15 protein-coding genes are annotated in these 15,952 nt (G+C 70.6%); 9 read left to right on the top strand and 6 right to left on the bottom strand.

Annotated elements, in window-relative coordinates:
* Window positions 1-168: 168 nt before the first annotated feature.
* From DLJ53_RS09520 to queF, 3 genes are all read left to right on the top strand, one after another.
* Window positions 169-2,025: a heavy metal translocating P-type ATPase gene (locus DLJ53_RS09520; RefSeq protein WP_211100595.1), complete on the top strand. Its 1,857-nt coding sequence runs from the start codon at window positions 169-171 to the stop codon at window positions 2,023-2,025.
* Complete coding sequence (locus tag DLJ53_RS09515) at window positions 2,022-2,723, top strand: VIT1/CCC1 transporter family protein (protein WP_111344637.1); 702 nt, start codon at window positions 2,022-2,024, stop codon at window positions 2,721-2,723. Before DLJ53_RS09520 ends, DLJ53_RS09515 begins: the two co-directional genes overlap by 4 nt.
* 174 nt (window positions 2,724-2,897) lie before the next feature.
* Entirely contained in the window at window positions 2,898-3,365 is a 468-nt protein-coding gene (gene queF / locus DLJ53_RS09510) for a preQ(1) synthase (protein WP_111344635.1), read from the top strand.
* Window positions 3,366-3,378: 13 nt separating this feature from the next.
* Here the strand turns inward: queF and DLJ53_RS09505 are convergent, their stop codons facing one another.
* Genes DLJ53_RS09505 through DLJ53_RS09490 form a run of 4 tightly spaced genes read right to left on the bottom strand, consistent with a single transcriptional unit; the run spans window position 3,379 to window position 9,187 of the window.
* A complete protein-coding gene (locus DLJ53_RS09505) occupies window positions 3,379-4,077 on the bottom strand; it encodes an SDR family NAD(P)-dependent oxidoreductase (RefSeq protein WP_111344633.1) in 699 nt (232 codons plus the stop codon).
* Between the two features lie 19 nt (window positions 4,078-4,096).
* Window positions 4,097-5,302 carry an ABC transporter substrate-binding protein gene (locus tag DLJ53_RS09500; protein WP_111344631.1) on the bottom strand — a complete coding sequence of 402 codons (1,206 nt, stop codon included), beginning with the start codon at window positions 5,300-5,302 and terminating at the stop codon, window positions 4,097-4,099.
* A gap of 25 nt (window positions 5,303-5,327) precedes the next feature.
* Entirely contained in the window at window positions 5,328-7,376 is a 2,049-nt protein-coding gene (locus DLJ53_RS09495; protein ID WP_111346188.1) for a hydantoinase/oxoprolinase family protein, read from the bottom strand.
* 5 nt (window positions 7,377-7,381) lie between these two features.
* On the bottom strand, window positions 7,382-9,187 hold the full coding sequence (locus DLJ53_RS09490) for a hydantoinase B/oxoprolinase family protein (RefSeq protein WP_111344629.1): 1,806 nt from the start codon (window positions 9,185-9,187) through the stop codon (window positions 7,382-7,384).
* A gap of 115 nt (window positions 9,188-9,302) precedes the next feature.
* Here DLJ53_RS09490 and DLJ53_RS09485 point away from each other — a divergent pair, with 115 nt between their 5' ends.
* Both DLJ53_RS09485 and DLJ53_RS09480 read left to right on the top strand, forming a co-directional pair.
* Window positions 9,303-10,007, top strand: coding sequence for a GntR family transcriptional regulator (locus tag DLJ53_RS09485; protein WP_111344627.1), 705 nt, complete (start codon window positions 9,303-9,305; stop codon window positions 10,005-10,007).
* Entirely contained in the window at window positions 10,004-10,759 is a 756-nt protein-coding gene (locus tag DLJ53_RS09480) for an SDR family NAD(P)-dependent oxidoreductase (protein WP_111344625.1), read from the top strand. The genes DLJ53_RS09485 and DLJ53_RS09480 overlap by 4 nt, the downstream gene beginning before the upstream one ends.
* Before the next feature lie 151 nt (window positions 10,760-10,910).
* On the opposite strand, the gene DLJ53_RS09475 is transcribed toward DLJ53_RS09480, so the two are convergent.
* On the bottom strand, window positions 10,911-11,465 hold the full coding sequence (locus DLJ53_RS09475; protein WP_111344623.1) for a hypothetical protein: 555 nt from the start codon (window positions 11,463-11,465) through the stop codon (window positions 10,911-10,913).
* Between the two features lie 388 nt (window positions 11,466-11,853).
* Here DLJ53_RS09475 and dctP point away from each other — a divergent pair, with 388 nt between their 5' ends.
* From dctP to DLJ53_RS09455, 4 genes are read left to right on the top strand one after another with little or no spacing between them, the layout of a single operon-like run.
* The gene (dctP, locus tag DLJ53_RS09470) at window positions 11,854-12,846 is read left to right on the top strand and encodes a TRAP transporter substrate-binding protein DctP (RefSeq protein ID WP_111344621.1); all 993 of its coding nucleotides are present in this window, start codon (window positions 11,854-11,856) and stop codon (window positions 12,844-12,846) included.
* A 57-nt stretch (window positions 12,847-12,903) separates the two neighbouring features.
* Window positions 12,904-13,431: a TRAP transporter small permease gene (locus DLJ53_RS09465; protein ID WP_202913089.1), complete on the top strand. Its 528-nt coding sequence runs from the start codon at window positions 12,904-12,906 to the stop codon at window positions 13,429-13,431.
* Window positions 13,428-14,723 carry a TRAP transporter large permease gene (locus tag DLJ53_RS09460; RefSeq protein ID WP_111344620.1) on the top strand — a complete coding sequence of 432 codons (1,296 nt, stop codon included), beginning with the start codon at window positions 13,428-13,430 and terminating at the stop codon, window positions 14,721-14,723. The genes DLJ53_RS09465 and DLJ53_RS09460 overlap by 4 nt, the downstream gene beginning before the upstream one ends.
* Window positions 14,724-14,739: 16 nt before the next feature.
* Window positions 14,740-15,195, top strand: coding sequence for a type II 3-dehydroquinate dehydratase (locus DLJ53_RS09455; protein ID WP_111344618.1), 456 nt, complete (start codon window positions 14,740-14,742; stop codon window positions 15,193-15,195).
* On the opposite strand, the gene DLJ53_RS09450 is transcribed toward DLJ53_RS09455, so the two are convergent.
* On the bottom strand, window positions 15,158-15,898 hold the full coding sequence (locus tag DLJ53_RS09450) for a GntR family transcriptional regulator (RefSeq protein WP_111344616.1): 741 nt from the start codon (window positions 15,896-15,898) through the stop codon (window positions 15,158-15,160). The genes DLJ53_RS09455 and DLJ53_RS09450 overlap by 38 nt on opposite strands.
* Between the last annotated feature and the right edge of the window lie 54 nt (window positions 15,899-15,952).

Genomic DNA, 15,952 nt, shown 5'->3' with positions numbered 1-15,952 from the left:
TTTTCCAGACTGGGCGTACTGATGGGGCCGGGCGGCGATAGGCCGGCCCCCGGGCCGCGACTCCGGAGGACAGGTCGCCGACGGAGCCGCGGCGCACGCCGGGGCCAGGGGAAGCTGAGCGGCGTGGACTACGAGCAGAGCGACCGCGTGAAGACCGCCCTCCTCGGGATGGCGCTGGCGGGGCTGTCGATCGGACTGGTGCTGCGCCTCGCCGGGTGGGCGGACGCGGCCGGCGTCGTCTGGTTCATCGGCGTCGCGCCGGTCCTCCTGGCGCTCCTGGTGGAGATCCTGCGCAGCCTCCGCCGGGGGGAGGTCGGCCTCGACATCGTCGCCGCGCTGTCGATGTCGGCCGCTCTGACCTTCGGGGAGACGCTGGCCGCCGCCGTCGTCGCGCTGATGTACTCCGGCGGCACCTTCCTCGAGAGCTTCGCGGAGGGCCGCGCGCGGCGGGAGATGCGGGACCTCCTGTCCCGCGTGCCGCACACGGCGACGCGGCACCTCGACGGCACGCTCGAGGAGGTTCCGCTCGACGCGATCGTTCCGGGCGACCGGCTTCTCATCCGGCAGGGGGACATCGTGCCCGTCGACGGCACGATCGCCTCCCCGACCGCCTTTCTCGACACCTCGGCGCTGACCGGCGAGTCGCTGCCCGTGCGCCTCGGCGAAGGGGCCGAGGCGATGAGCGGCTCGACCAACGCGGGCGAGGCGTTCGACCTGACCGCGACCCGCCGCGCGGCGGAAAGTACCTACGCCGGGATCGTCCGCCTCGTGGAGGAGGCGCAGCGGTCCAAGGCGCCGATGTCGCGCCTCGCGGACCGCTGGTCGCTCGGCTTTCTCGCCGTCACCGTGACGCTCGCGCTCGCCGCTGCGTGGTTCACCGGGGACCCCATCCGCGCGGTCGCCGTCCTCGTGGTGGCGACCCCGTGCCCGCTGATCCTCGCCGTGCCTGTCGCCCTCGTCGCCGGGCTCTCGCGGGCGGCCCAGTTCGGCGTGCTCATCAAGGGGGCGCGACCGCTCGAGGGCATGGCGCGGATCCGCACGCTGATCCTCGACAAGACGGGCACTCTGACCGACGGCCGCCCGCAGATCGTCGAGATCGAGAGCCGTGACGGCATGGAGGAGGCGGACATCCTCCACCTGGCGGCATCGCTCGACCAGGCGTCGAAGCACCCGGTGGCGCAGGCGATCGTCGCGGCCGCGAAGGCCCGCGGGCTGCCGCTGCCGGTCCCCTCGGACATCGTCGAGGTGCCGGGCGAAGGCGTGATCGGCCGCATCGAGGGCCGCAACGTGATCGTCGGCGGCGACGATTTCGTCGCGGGCCGCGTCGGGTGCGGGTCGGAGGCGGACGCGCTCGCCGCCGGGTCCGTCCTTGTCGCCGTGGCGGTCGACGGCCGGTTCGCGGGTCACCTCGTGATGGCCGATCCCCTGCGAGGAGAGGCGAAGGCGATGCTCCAGGCGCTCCGGCGCGAGGGTGTCGAACGCATCCTGATGGCGACCGGCGACCGCGCCGACGTCGCCGAGCGCGTCACCGAGGGGCTCGGCCTCGACGGGTTGCGCGCCGGCCTGTCGCCGGACCAGAAGGTCCTGCTTGTCCTCACCGAGCACAAGAACGGCCCGGTCATGATGGTGGGCGACGGCGTCAACGACGCACCGGCGCTGGCTGCCGCCGACGTCGGCGTCGCGATGGGCGCACGCGGCGCCGCCGCCTCGGCGGAAGCGGCGGACGTGGTGCTCTTGGTGGACCGGATCGACCGCCTCGGCGCCGGGATCTGCATCGCCCGCCGCTCGCGGCGGATCGCCATGGAGAGCGTCGTCGCCGGGATCGGCCTCTCGGTACTCGGGATGATCGCCGCCGCGTTCGGATACCTCACGCCCGTGGAGGGCGCGCTGCTGCAGGAGGCGATCGACGTCGCCGTCATCCTCAACGCCCTGCGCGCCCTGCGCATCACTCCGCCGGAGATCGCCGGACCGGCCACCGGGACGGCGGGGGCCGCACCCTCCAACGTTTCAGGATCGAAGACATGAGGCGGCTGTCGCACACCGAAGGGCACATGATCCACCGCATCGGCTGGCTGCGGGCGGCCGTGCTCGGCGCCAACGACGGCATCGTGTCGACGTCGAGCCTCGTCGTCGGCGTCGCTGCCGCGGGGACCGGGCGGACGGAGGTCCTGGTCGCGGGGCTCGCCGGTCTGGTGGCCGGCGCGATGTCGATGGCGGCGGGCGAATACGTCTCCGTCAGCTCGCAGGCGGACGCCGAGCGGGCGGACCTCGCCCGGGAGCGGCAGGAACTCGCCGAGCTACCCGAGGCGGAGCTCGAGGAGCTCACCCAGATCTACGTGGCGCGCGGCCTAGACCGGGGCCTTGCCGAAAAGGTCGCCGCCCAGCTCACCGAGCGGGACGCGCTCGCCACCCACGCGCGCGACGAGCTGGGAATTTCCGAGACGGTCGCGACGCACCCCGTGCAGGCCGCGTTCGTGTCGGCGCTGACGTTTGCAGTCGGCGCCGTCGTCCCGCTCATCGTGGCGTTGCTGGCGCCGGCGGCGCGGACCGGGGCGGTCGTCGCGGCGGCGACGCTGGTCGCGCTCGCGGTGCTGGGCGCGCTCGGCGCGTCGGCCGGAGGGGCCGGCCTCGTGCGCGGAGCGGTCCGCGTGACCTTCTGGGGCGCCCTTGCCATGGCGGCGACGGCGGCCGTCGGCACGATCTTCGGTGTCACGGCCGGGTAGGGCGGCCGTGAAGCCGGGTGGGACCGGTGTCCGCCGGTCTCCCGTCCGGACTTCATGTCTGGGGTCCGGCGGTGTAGAAGGCGGGCTTCGCGGAACCGCCTCCGGTTGCAGCCCGCCTGGTCGGCCGCCGTCCGGACGCAGGCTCACCCGAGGCCTTCGAAGAGGCACTTCGTCTTGGCCAAGAGCGACATCTATTCCGGTCTCACCCAGCTGGGTCAGGCGACCGCCATTCCGGCGAGTCCCGAGGAGGCCGTGCTCGAGCGCGTCCCCAACCCGCAGGAGGGGACGCGCTACACCGTACGCTTCACCGCGCCGGAGTTCACCTCGGTGTGCCCGATGACGGGCCAGCCCGACTTCGCCCATCTCGTCATCGACTACGTGCCGGAAAAGTGGCTCGTGGAGAGCAAGTCCCTGAAGCTCTACCTGACGTCGTTCCGCAACCACGGCGCCTTCCACGAGGACTGCACGGTGTCGATCGGCCGGCGCCTCGTCGACCTGCTCGAGCCGGACTGGCTGCGCATCGGCGGCTACTGGTACCCGCGCGGTGGCATCCCGATCGACGTCTTCTACCAGACCGGCCCCGCCCCGGCGGACGTCTGGATCCCCGAGCAGGGCGTGCCGACCTATCGCGGCCGGGGCTGACCCCGGCCGCGTCCTACATCCAAACGCCGCCGAGCGACTTGCCGCCGTCGACGATGAGCACCTGACCGGTGATGAACTGCGTCGCCGGGGCGGCGAGGTAGGCGGCCGCGGCGGCGATGTCCTGCGGCTGGCCGAGACGCCCGGTCGGCTGCAGGCGCGCCAGGTCCGCCCGCCGTTCGGGCGTGAGCTGGTCCAGGATCGACGTCTCGACTAGGCCCGGTGCGATGGCGTTGACGGCGATGTCGCGGTCGGCGAACTCGATGGCCATCGTCCGCGTCAGCGCCACGACCGCGGCCTTCGACGCGCCGTAGTGGCCCATGTTGCGCGCGCCGAGGTAGGAGCGTGAGGAGACGGTGACGATGCGCCCGCCGTCCGGCATCGACCGCAGCACCTCCTGCGAGACGATGAAGACCCCCATCAGGTTGACCGCCAGCATCGCCTCGAAGTCCGCCTCCGTCAGCTCCATGAACGGACGGTCGGAATAGACCCCGGCGTTGTTGACAAGGACGTCGACGGGCCGGTCGAGACCGGTGAGCGCGGCCTTGACCGCTAGCCGGTCCGTCACGTCGAGCCGGATCGGGGTGATGCCGTCGGCGGCATCGGGGAGGTCGCGGTCGGCGGCGACGACGGTGAAGCCGTCCGCCGCCAGCCGCTCGGCGATGGCCCGCCCGATCCCTCGGGCGGCGCCGGTGACAAGGGCGAGACGGTTCATGCCCGCGCGCGGCCTCCGGTCAGCTCTTGTTGGCGACGAGGGGACATTTGCTCTCCGAGAGCGGGAGAGCCGCGTTCTCCGGCGCAATGGTCGACAGGACGTTCACGAGGTCCCAGTCGCCGGTCGACTGCTCCGGCGTCTTCACGCTCATCAGGTAGAATTCGCGCAGGACGCGGCCGTCCGGGCGGATCGAGCCGTCGTGGGTGAAGAAGTCGTTGATCGGCATCGACTTCATGGCCTCGACGACCTTGAGGCCGTCGGTCGTTCCGGCCTTCTCCACCGCTTCGAGGTAGTGCTTCACGACGCCGTAGACGCCGGCATGGATGTGGTTGGGCATCTTGCCCTCGACCTCGGCGAAGCGTTCGGAGAACGCGCGCGTCTCGTCCGTCATGTCCCAGTAGAAGGGCGCGGCGAACTGGACGCCCTGAGCCGTCTTCGGGCCGAGGGAGTGGATGTCGTTGATCGTCACGCTTGTGCCGACCATGCGGATGCCTTCCTGCGTGAGCTGGAACTCGGCCGCCTGCTTCAGCGCGTTGGTGAAGTCGCTGCCGGCATTGGCGAGGGCGACCACATCCGGGCCCGCGGCCTGCGCCTGGAGGAGGTAGGCGGAGAAGTCGGTCGTCTGCAGCGGATGGCGCACGCTGCCGACCACATCGCCCCCGGCCTCCTTCACGAAACGGCTGATGTCGGCTTCGAGGGCGTGGCCGAACTGGTTGTCCTGGGTGATGAAGAACCACTTCTTGCCGCCGTCCTGGACGACGCCGCGCGCCGCGCCGGCAGCGAGGGCGTAGGTGTCGTAGGTCCAGTGGACGGTGGTCGGCGAGCACGCCTCGCCCGTCAGGCCCGACGAGGCGGCGCCTGAGATGAGGAACGGCACCCCCGCGTCGCGCGTCACCTCCTGCACGGCGAAAGCGACCGAGGAGGCCGGGACGTCGACGATCGCCGTGACGCCCTCCTGGTCGATCCACCGGCGGGCGATGGTGGAACCGACGTCCGGCTTGTTCTGGTGGTCGGCGGTCACGATCTCGATCGGCTTGCCGAGGACCTCGCCGCCGAAGTCCTCGACCGCGAAGCGTGCCGCGGTGACGGAGCCGGAGCCGGTCAGGTCGGAGTAGAGCGAGGACTGGTCGTTCAGCACGCCGAGCTTCACCTGCTCCTGCGCGGCGAGCGGCGCCACGCCGAACGCCAGTGCCATGACGGCCAGGCCGAGGGGTCGCATGATCATTGGTTTCCTCCCGTTTTATTATCGTTCAGACCGTCACGATCGCGCTGCCGGACGGATGGATGGACGCGCTCTGCCCCGCCTCGATGACCGTGGTCGTGTCGAGCTGGCGCAGGATGGCGGGACCCTCGACGCGGGTGCCGGCGGCGAGACGCGCGCGGTCGTAGACGGGGCAATCGACGAACCGGCCGCCGCTCCACAGCGGCTGCCGGGCGACGATGGGGTCGCCCTCGCGCACGCCCGCCGGAGTCGCCACCTCGGGGCGGTCGAGCCGGCCGTGCGCGGTCACCGAGAGGGTGACGATCTCCACCGGCGTGTCGCGCTGGGCGAAGGTGTAGAGCCGCTCGTGGGTCTGGTGGAACGCTTCGAAGAGCTTCGCGAGCGTGGCGGCGCCGACCTCGTGGCCGGGCCAGGGGATCGCGAGCTCGAAACCCTGGTGGCGATAGCGCAGGCTCGCCTCCCACTCGGTGCGGCTCGCGCCCTCGGCGATGCCCTCGCTGGCGAGCCAGGACCGCGCCTTGTCCTCGAGGCCGGCGAAGGTGGCCGCGAGGCGGGCGAGGTCGTGGTCCGGCCCGCGCTCCACGCAGGTGAGCGAGAAGTCGTTGCGCAGGTCCGCGACCGTCAGGCCGACCGCCGACAGCACGCCCGGGTTCGGCGGGACGATGACGGACGACATGCCGAGGAGCCGCGCCAGCGCCGGTCCGTGCAGCGGTCCCGCGCCGCCGAAGGCGAGGAGGGCGAAGTCGCGCGGGTCGAGCCCGCGCTCGACGGAGACGAGGCGGATCGCGCCGACCATGGCGTTGTTGATGACCTCGAGGATCCCCTCCGCCGCGCGCTCCACGGTGAGGCCGAGCGGGGCGGCGACATGGTCGTGGACGGCGCGCCGGGCCGCCTCGACGTCGAGGGCCATCGCATCGTCGAGGAGGTGCGGGCAGAGGCGGCCGAGGACGAGGTGCGCGTCGCTCACCGTCGGCAGCGTGCCGCCGCGGCCGTAGCAGGCCGGGCCCGGCACCGCGCCCGCGCTCTCTGGCCCGACCGTGAGGCTGCCGCCGTCCGTGACGCGGGCGATCGAGCCGCCGCCGGCGCCGATGGTGACCATGTCCACCATCGGCGTGTGCACCGGCCACTCGCCGATCGTGCCGCGCTTGGTGATCGTTGGGCGCCCGTCCTTGATGAGGGTGACGTCCGCCGAGGTGCCGCCGATGTCGATGGAGATGACGTCGGGCCGGCCCGCCGCGAGTCCGGTCGCGGCGGCGCCGAGCGCCCCGGCGGCGGGGCCCGAGAGCGCGGTCTGCACCGGCTCGCTGCCGGCGGTCGCCGCGCTCATGACGCCGCCGCCCGAATTCATGAGGAGGAGGGAGCGCGTCGCCCCCGTCTCGGCGATCCGCGCGCCGAGGCGGCCGACATAGCGCGACACCGGCGGCATGACGTAGGCGTTGAGGATCGTCACCATCGACCGCTCGTACTCGCGGAAGACCGGGAGCACGTCGCTGGACAGCGAGATCAGCGCGTCCGGGATCACCTCGCGCACGATCTCGGCGACGCGGCGCTCGTGCGCGGGGTTGGCGTAGGCGTGGATGAGGCAGACGGCGATGGTGTCGAGCCCCTCCGCGGCGAAGGCCTCCGCCGCGGCGCGCACGGCCGCCTCGTCGAGGGGGACGTGCTCCGCGCCGTCGACGTCGATCCGCCCGGCGACCTCGACGATGCGCTTCGCGGGCACCGGCCGCGCCGGCTTCACCCAGGAGAACATGTTCGCCTTGCGCGGGATGTCGTGCCGGCCGATCTCCAGGACGTGGCGGAAACCCTCGCTGGTGATTAGCGCCGCCGTGCCGCCCTTGCCCTCCAGGATCGCATTGGTCGCGACGGTGGTCCCGTGCAGGATCTGCGCGATGGGCCGCCGCTCGCCGATGGTGTCGAGGATCTTGTCGACCCCGGCGATGAAACCCTCCGACTGGTCGTGCGGCGTCGTCGGCGTCTTGGTGGACCAGCGCTGGCCGGTGGCGGTGTCGAGGGCGACGATGTCGGTGAAGGTGCCGCCGATGTCGATGCCGAGGAGGAGATCGCCGGAGCGCATCATCGTGTTCACGCCAGGACCTCGGCATAGTGGTTGCGGTGGAAGAGGCCGGGCGCGGGGCGCTCGGCGCGGCGGGCCGCCGTAGCGGCGGCGTCGATCTCGGCGCCGGGGCCGGTCAGCACGACGCCGTAGTCGCGCTCGGCGCTCTCCCGGCTCACCATGCCGCCGAGGACGTCCTCGCGGACCCGCTCCGGCTCGCGGTCGAAGGGGTGGCCCCAGCCACCACCGCCGCCGGTGCGCATCTGCAGGACGTCGCCCTTCTTCAGGATCGTGCCGTCGGCCATCGGCGGGAGTTCCCGCTCGTCCGCCCGGCCGGGGTTGACGATCCATCGCGTGTTGCCGCCGTTCATGCCGCCCGCGACGCCCCAGGGCGGGAAGCCTCCGCCGCCGGCGCGGTTGGAGAGCATCGCTGCCGGCGCCAGGAGCTCCACCTCGCGGACGACGCCGCAGCCGCCGCGCCAGCGCCCCGGCCCGCCGGAGTCCGGATTGAGGCTGTAGCGCAGGAGCCGGACCGGGAAGGTGAGGTCCATGAACTCAGCCGGATAGTTCTCCTGCGCCACCAGGTATACCGCGTCGGTTCCGTCGGCGTAGGGGCGCGCACCACAGCCGACCCCGACCCCGTCGGTGATGAGGAAGGGCGCGCCCGCCCCGTCGTCCGTTCCGCGCAGGTAGTAGAGCGCGTAGACGTTGGAGGCTGCGACCGAGCGGCCCTTGGTGGCCGTGCCGACGAGAGCGCAGCAGGCCGCGATCATGCGCACCAGCGTCAGCCCCCGCTGGCCGAGCGGCGCGGGGGAGAGCGGCAGCAGGATGCTGCCCGGCCGCAGCCGCACCTCGTCGAGGATCCGGCAGGCGCCCTCGTTGAGGAGCACGTCGGTATGCTCGGCGAGGAAATAGAGCCCGAAGATCATGTTGAGGACGTTCGGGTGCGTCAGGTAGTTGATCGGCCCCGGCGCCTGGTCGTCGCTGCGCGTGGTGTCGAGGATGAAGCGGTCGCCCTCGCGCACCAGCGCGAAGCGGATCGCGAACGGGCCGTTGCCGTGGCCGTCGTCGTCCACCCACTCGGTGACCTCGACGGTGCCTTCCGGGAACGCCTCGGCGAGGCGCGCACGCACCGTGCGGCGCGTCTCCTCGATGAGGGAGGCGAAGGTCGCCTGCACCTGTCCGGCGCCGAACTTCTCCATGATGTCGCCGAGGCGCCGCACGCCGAGATGGACGGCGGCGACGCCGGCGCGCGTGTCGCCCTGGATCATCTCGGGGAACCGCGAGTTGCGCTTGAAGATGCGGAAGGCGTCCTCGTTCATGACCCCCTCGCGGTAGAGCCGGACCGGAGGCACGACGATGCCCTCCTGGAAGATGTCCGTCGCGTCCGGCGAGAGCGAGCCGGGGCGCATTCCGCCGACGTCCTGGAAGTGCGCCCAGGACTGGACGAAGGCGGCGACCTGCCCGTCGACGAAGACCGGCGCCACGTAGACCTGGTCGGGCGTATGGGAGACGGCACCCTTCGTGCCGTAGCAGTCCGAATACCAGTAGACGTCGCCGGGGCGCATCGTCGCGAGCGGGTAGTGCTCGAAGATCGGCCGGACGAGATCGCCGAAGACGGGGATGTTGGTGCCCATCACGAGCCCGCCGTCCGCGTCGAAGATGCCGATGAAGTAGTCCTTCTTCTCCCGGATGAACGGCGACATGGCGGTGCGCTCCAGCAGCACCTCCATCTCCGACTGCATCGAGCCGAGGGCGCCCTTGATGATCTGCCGCGCGATCGGGTCCACGGTACGCTCCTCGATCGGCGGGGCGGCTTCGGGCATCGTCAGCATAACGTCTCCATTCGTCGCAATATGTATGCATGAGGTGATGGTATGACGTCAATCGTGGTTGATTGCCGGAACAAATCGACTAGTAAGTATACATAAAGCGAGTGGAGGTGAGGGGATGCGGACACGATCGACGTCGGTGGCGGACCGGCTTCGCGCGATGATCCTGGAGGGCGACTACATGCCGGGCGAGCACCTTCAGGAGGTGCCGGTCGCGGAGGCGATGGGCGTGTCACGCACACCCGTGCGGGCGGCGTTCGCGGCGCTCGAGCGGGAGGGGCTGCTCGACTACGTGCCCAAGCGCGGCTTCGCGGTGCGCGTCTTCAGCCACGGGGAAATCGCCGACAAGTATTTCGTCCGCTCCGTCCTCGAGGGGGCGGCGGCGGGCCTTTGCGCGCGCAACGGCGTGCCCGATCAGGTGCTGGCGACGCTCGACGAGGCGCTGGCGGACGGGGACCGCATCCTCGCCGGCGGGCGCCTCGACCCCGAGGACCTGCCGGCCTACCGGCTCATGAACAACCACTTCCACGGCGCGATCACGGCCGCCAGCGGGAGCGCCAGTACGGCGGAGATGGTGCAGCAGATCGGTCAGATTCCGTTCCTGTCCGACCGCATCATCCTGTGGCACGACTATCGCCTGATCGACCGTTCGCACGACGACCACCATCGCATCCGCGACGCCATCGCGACGCGTGACCCTTCCCGCGCCGAGGCGCTGATGCGCGAGCACGTCGGTTTCATGGGTCACGTCGTGCAGCAGTACCTGAATTCGACCGCCGCTCCGGAGCACCTTCGCGTCGTCGACGACGGGACCGCATCGTGACGGGTCCGGCTGCGACGAGGGCGATCGTCACGGGGGCCGGCTCGGGGATCGGCGCGGCGATCGCGGCGCGCCTCGCGGACGGCGGGGTCTGCGTGCTCGCGGTCGACCTGAAGCCGGACGGGCTCGACGCCTACGAGGGGCAGGACCGCATCGCGACCCTCCTGGCGGACGTGACGGCACGCGACGCGCCCGAGCGTATTTTCGCCGCCTGCGACGCGGCGTTCGGCGGGGTGGACGTGCTCGTCAACAACGCCGGCCTCGGCAATGCCAGACCGCTCCACGACACCGACGACGAGACGCTCGACCGCTATCTGGACGTGAACCTGCGCTCCGTCATGCGGCTGTCCCGCGCGTTCGTGTCGGCGCCGGGGGCCGGGGAGCGCGCCATCGTCAACGTGACGTCGGTGTTCGGGGAGGTGGGCTTTCCGGGGGTGGCCGCCTATGCGGCGGCGAAGGCGGGAATCATCGGCCTGACGCGCCAGATGGTGGCGGACTACGGGCCGCTCGGCGTGCGCGTCAACGCCGTCGCGCCGGGCCTCATCGCCACCCCGGCGACGGCGGAGCGGATGGCGAAGAACGCGCGCTTCCAGCGCCTGACGGTGGGTCAGATCCCGGCCGGCCGCGCCGGGCGGCCGGAGGAGGTGGCCGAGGTCGTCGCCTTCCTCGCCTCGCCGGCGGCCTCCTACGTCTCGGGTCAGGTGATCACCGTCGACGGCGGCTGGACGGCCTGCCGCTACACCGCGCCGGACTGAGGTCGGGCACCCGGCCGATCGGCGGAGCATCCGGCGCGAGCGTCGCAGCAGCCGGGCGGTTCGCCCGGCATTTCGCGGACGTCGCCGGCGGCGGGGCGCGCCGCCGGCTCGTCATACGTGGGCGCCGCGCGGGAGGCCGGACGCGGCCCGATCACCAGCGGCAGACACGGCCGTAGTAGTACGGGCTCCAGTGGCAGCGCGGGCCCCACGGGCCGGGGGCGACCACCACCGGGGCGCGCCACGGACGGTACGGGCCGACGTGGATCCACGGGTCGATGAAGACCGTCACGTTGTCGCCGCTCGCCGGCAGATCCCCCTCCAGGACCGCGACCTTGTAGACGACGGCGTCGCCGTTCATCTTCGGCGCCGAGAGCTCCACGATCGCCGGTTCCGTGTCGGCGCCGCCCACGACGACCATCGCATTGGGCGGATCCTTCGAGTCCTCCCCGGCGATGGTCGCGAACGCCTCGACGAAGGCCTCCGTCGTCATGATGCCGGTCGACCCGTCCGCGCCCTTGGCCGAGACGATGGTCGAGTAGGCAGGGTTGGTCAGCGTCAGGGTCGAGCCGTCGAAGGTCATCGACCCGGCCTGCTGGATGAACTCCAGGTGCATCGGGCCGCCTTCCGGGGCGGTCTCGGCGGGCTGCGCATGGACTGCGCCGACCGTCGCGGCTGCGAGCGCAGCGGCAAGCAGGAATTGCTTCATCTCGATCTCCGTGAGGCCGCTGCGGCCGGCCCGGCCGGGAGTGCGGCGCAGGTCCCCGCCTGCCGTCCGCTCCGCCTCCGATCATACTCCACCCGCCCCGCGCCCCCAACGGATTCGCGCGTGCCGCACACCGGAAGCGCCGTCCGCCGAGCGCTTCGGAGCCACCCCGATCTCGGCCCCGCGCTCCTCCCGCAACGCTGGCAGGCATCCGGCGTCGGCTTCGAGCGCGGCCCGGAGGCGGTCGATGATGGCGGGGACGAGGTCACCGGTTGATCAACCGACATTTTGTAGGGTATTTCTGGTTATAGCCTACAAAAACAGAAGCGCTGCGAGCCGCTGAACCGGGCCGACGAGACGAAAAACCGGGCGGCGGCGCAGGGAGGAACACATGACGCTCATCACTCGACGGACCGCGCTCGCGGCCAGTCTCGCCGGAGCCTGCATTCTCGGAATGACCGGCGCCGCCAGCGCGCAGGACCGGCCCACGCTGCGCCTCTCATCGGTGGTCTCGGAGAACGACATCCGCTCCGAGGCCTTCGCCGAGATCGCGGAGGCCGTGAAGGACCAGTTCGACCTTCAGGTCTTCAACGGCGCCACCCTCGTCGCGCAGGGGGCCGAGCTCACGTCGATCCAGCGCGGCAACCTGGAGATGGGCCTCGTCGCGCCGCAGACGATCGCCGAGCAGGTGCCGGAATGGTCCATCGTCACCTCCGCCTACCTGTTCGACGATGCGGCTCACCTGAAGGCGGTGTTCGACAGCGACGTCGGCGCGGAGCTCGCCGGCATGGCCGAGGACATCGGCATCCACATCCTCGCGCCGGTCTACTTCGGGACGCGGCAGGTCAACCTCGCCCCTGACAAGGAGGTGATGACCCCGCAGGACCTGTCCGGCATCACGCTGCGCATGCCGGGCGGCGACGCATGGCAGTTCCTGGGCGAGGCGATCGGCGCCAATCCGACCCCGCTCGCCTACGCCGAGGTCTACACCGCGCTCCAGACCGGTGCGATCGACGGGCAGGACAACCCGCTCCCCAACGACTACAACATGAAGTTCTACGAGGTGACGAGCCAGATCGTCCTCACCGGCCACCTCGTCGGCTTCGACGTCCTCGCCATCGGCAAGAAGCTTTGGGACGGGTTCACGCCGGAGCAGCAGGAGGCGCTGCAGTCGGCGGTGGACGCCGCGATCGCCGGGAGCACCGAGCGCCACCTGAAGCGCGAGGAGGAACTCGTCTCCTTCTTCAAGGACGAGGGTCTCAAGGTGTACGAGCCCGACCGCGCCGCGTTCCGCACCTACGCCCAGCAGAAGTACCTCGAGTCCGAGTTCGCCGAGAGCTGGCCGGAGGGGATGCTCGAGAAGATCAACGCCCTCGCGAACTGATCTGACTCTCCCGTGCGGGCCGCGACGCCGGCCCGCCGTATCCCTCAAGGGCTCCCCATGACGATGCCGCGCCACCGCTGGACGACCCTGGCCCGCCATCTGGCCGAGGCCGTCCCGGCCGTCCTCCTCGCTGCGATGTTCCTGTCGTTCATCGTGCAGGTCTTCATGCGCTACGTGATGAACGACCCGGTCGGCTGGACGGTCGAGGTCTGCGTCATCTCCTGGCTGTGGATCCTGCTCTGGGGCCAGTCGGTCGCGGCGCGCGAGGAGGACGAGATCCGGTTCGACATCGTTTACGGCAGCGTCTCGCCGAGGACGCGGCGCGTGTTCCGGGCGCTCTTCGCGATCTTCCTCGTCGTCGTCTACGCGGTGTCGCTGCCGGCGCTGTGGGACTTCGTGACGTTCATGCGGGTCCAGAAGACGAGCTACCTCGATATCCGCTTCAACTGGGTCTACTCGATCGCGCTGGTGTTCTCCGCGGTCACGATCCTGCGCTACGTCCGGATCCTCTGGACGGCGCTGACCGGGCGGGAGGAGGCGGCGGCCGGCCCTGAGGTTGCGGCGCGCAAGGACTTCAGCGAATGAGCTGGGAATTCGGCGTCGCCGTTGCCGCAATCGTCGCGACGGCGGTTCTCGGCCTGCCGATCGGCCACGCGATGCTCGCCTCCTCGGTGCTCTACCTGTTCCTCGAGGGGCGGGACATGTCGATCGCCTTCGAGCAGATGCTCAACGGGCTCTACGGCTCCTACGTCCTGCTCGCGATCCCGCTCTTCATCTTCGCCGCCGACCTCATGAACGTCGGCTCGCTGTCGGACCGGCTGCTGGATTTCTGCCGGGCGCTGGTGGGGCGGTTCAGGGGCGGGCTCGGCCACGTCAACGTCGTGTCCTCGCTGATCTTTTCCGGCATGTCCGGCTCGGCGATCGCGGACGCGGTCGGCATGGGCCGGATCATCATCAACCTGATGACGAAGGACGGGAAATATCCCGCATCCTACGCCGGCGCCATCACCGCCGCATCGGCGATCATCGGCCCGATCATCCCGCCGTCGATCCCGATGGTGCTGTTCGCGCTGGTGTCGGACACGTCGATCGGGTTCCTGTTCCTCGGCGGCGTCATGCCCGGCCTCATCCTCGGCGTCCTGCTGATGGCGATGAACGCCTGGCAGGCGCGGGTGCACGACTACCCCGTCGAGGCGCCGGTGCCGCTGCGCGAGATGCCGATGATCACCCTGCGCGCGGTGCCGGCACTCCTGATGCCGGTGATCCTCCTCGTCGGCATCTACGGCGGCGTGACGACGCCGACGGAGGCGGCCGCGCTCGCGGCGCTCTACGCCTTCCTCGTCTCCACCGTCTTCTACCGGTCGGTGAGCCTGCGCACGGCGTACGCCACGGTGCGCAACAGCGCCCGCTCGACCGCGAGCGTGGGCTTTCTGATCGCCGGCGCGCTGGCGTTCAACTACGTCGTCACGGTCGAGCAGATCCCGAACGTCATCCGCGACGCACTCGCCGGCACGGAGCTCGACCGGATCGGCTTCCTGCTCCTCGTGAACGGGCTGCTGCTGCTGCTCGGCTGCCTCCTCGAGGCGAACGCCATCCTCCTGGTCATCGTGCCGATCTTCCTGCCGACGGCGATCGCCCTCGGGGTCGATCCTGTCCACTTCGGCGTCATCGTCGTGGTCAACACGATGATCGGACTCGCGACGCCGCCCTACGGGCTCCTCCTCTTCGTGGTCTCCTCGATCACGAAGTCGCCGATCCGCCAGACGATCCGGCACCTCCTGCCTTTTCTCGCCATCATGATCGCGGGCCTCGCGATCATCACCTTCATCCCCGAGGTCGTGCTGTGGCTGCCACGGCTCTACGGCTATCGGGGCTGACGCCTCGGAGACCCGAATGAGTGACACGATCCGTCCGATCCTGGTGATCAACGGTCCCAATCTCGACATGCTGGGCACCCGCCAGCCGGAGATCTACGGCAGCGACACGCTTGCCGACGTGGAGGCCCTCTGCCGCAGGACCGCCGCCGACCACGGCGTCACTGTCGACTTCCGCCAGTCCGACAGCGAGGCGGAGATCATGGGCTGGATCAAGAGGGCACGGGGGACGGCCTCGGGCATCCTGATCAACCCGGCCGGGTTCACCTCGACCTCGATCGCGATCCTCGACTCGCTGCTCATCTTCGACGGGCCGATCATCGAGGTGCACATCTCGCCGCTGTTCCGCCGCGACGCGTTCCGGCACCTCTCCTACGTGTCGAAGGCCGCGACCGCGAAGATCGAGGGGTTCGGCATCGCCGGATACGCCTTCGCCATCATGCGACTGGCCGAGCTGGCGAAGCTGGCGGCTTGAGCGCGCCGGCCTCGGTCCGCGGAATCCGTCCGGTCCCGAGGATGTAGTCGACCCCGCTCTGGACGTGCCGCGTCAGCAGCGCGACGGCACCGTCCACGTCCCGCGCGAGGACGAGGTCGCGAAGCCGCTGGTGGTCGTCCGCGACCGGGCGGCCGCGAAAGTCCAGCACCAGCATGTGGTAGCGCATGTAGCGGTCGAAGATCGACGAGTGGGTCCGCATCATCGCGCGGGTGTTGCAGGCCGAGATCATCGCATGGTGGAAGCCCCAGTCGTGGCGGACCCAGCGCTCGACCGCGCTCGGCTGCCCCTCGAGCAGGGCGGCCTCGATCACCGACAGCTTGTAATGCGCGGAGACGACGTCGGCCTCCCAATCGAGGTCGCCGTGCCGGATCGACTTTTCGAGGGCGTGGCACTCCAGCAGGACGCGCAGGTCCGCCAGCTCCTGAAGCTCGGCCGCGCTGATCGGCGCGACGCGGAAGCCACGCTGGCCCTCCGCCGTCACCAGTTCCTCCACCGCGAGGCGGTTCAGGATTTCCCTGAGCGTCGTCACGCTGACGTTGTAGGTGGTTTTCAGCGTGTCGAGCTTGAGCTTTTCGACCGGCGGCAGGCGCCCGTTCACGATGTCGGACCGGATGCGGCGATAGGCGACGTCGCCGACGGTCTCGCCATCGTAGGCGGCGGTCTCGAAGCGGGAGAATTCCATGCGAGACTGTTTACTGCCTCGCCCCAGGGTTGGGCAAAGGCAAAATGGGTCCCG

Origin of the sequence: Acuticoccus sediminis (genome assembly GCF_003258595.1) — a bacterium.
Taxonomy (GTDB): Bacteria; Pseudomonadota; Alphaproteobacteria; order Rhizobiales; family Amorphaceae; genus Acuticoccus; species Acuticoccus sediminis.
This window is presented reverse-complemented; position numbering and strand designations above follow the sequence as displayed.

Coding starts and splice junctions, on each gene's coding strand:
- DLJ53_RS09460 (WP_111344620.1), top strand. CDS start 13,428: ATGAGCTGGGAATTCGGCGTCGCCGTTGCCGCAATCGTCGCGACGGCG.
- dctP (WP_111344621.1), top strand. CDS start 11,854: ATGACGCTCATCACTCGACGGACCGCGCTCGCGGCCAGTCTCGCCGGA.
- DLJ53_RS09465 (WP_202913089.1), top strand. CDS start 12,904: ATGACGATGCCGCGCCACCGCTGGACGACCCTGGCCCGCCATCTGGCC.
- DLJ53_RS09455 (WP_111344618.1), top strand. CDS start 14,740: ATGAGTGACACGATCCGTCCGATCCTGGTGATCAACGGTCCCAATCTC.
- DLJ53_RS09475 (WP_111344623.1), bottom strand. CDS start 11,465: ATGAAGCAATTCCTGCTTGCCGCTGCGCTCGCAGCCGCGACGGTCGGC.
- DLJ53_RS09500 (WP_111344631.1), bottom strand. CDS start 5,302: ATGATCATGCGACCCCTCGGCCTGGCCGTCATGGCACTGGCGTTCGGC.
- DLJ53_RS09495 (WP_111346188.1), bottom strand. CDS start 7,376: ATGATGCGCTCCGGCGATCTCCTCCTCGGCATCGACATCGGCGGCACC.
- DLJ53_RS09520 (WP_211100595.1), top strand. CDS start 169: ATGGCGCTGGCGGGGCTGTCGATCGGACTGGTGCTGCGCCTCGCCGGG.
- DLJ53_RS09485 (WP_111344627.1), top strand. CDS start 9,303: ATGCGGACACGATCGACGTCGGTGGCGGACCGGCTTCGCGCGATGATC.
- DLJ53_RS09515 (WP_111344637.1), top strand. CDS start 2,022: ATGAGGCGGCTGTCGCACACCGAAGGGCACATGATCCACCGCATCGGC.
- DLJ53_RS09450 (WP_111344616.1), bottom strand. CDS start 15,898: ATGGAATTCTCCCGCTTCGAGACCGCCGCCTACGATGGCGAGACCGTC.
- DLJ53_RS09490 (WP_111344629.1), bottom strand. CDS start 9,187: ATGCTGACGATGCCCGAAGCCGCCCCGCCGATCGAGGAGCGTACCGTG.
- DLJ53_RS09505 (WP_111344633.1), bottom strand. CDS start 4,077: ATGAACCGTCTCGCCCTTGTCACCGGCGCCGCCCGAGGGATCGGGCGG.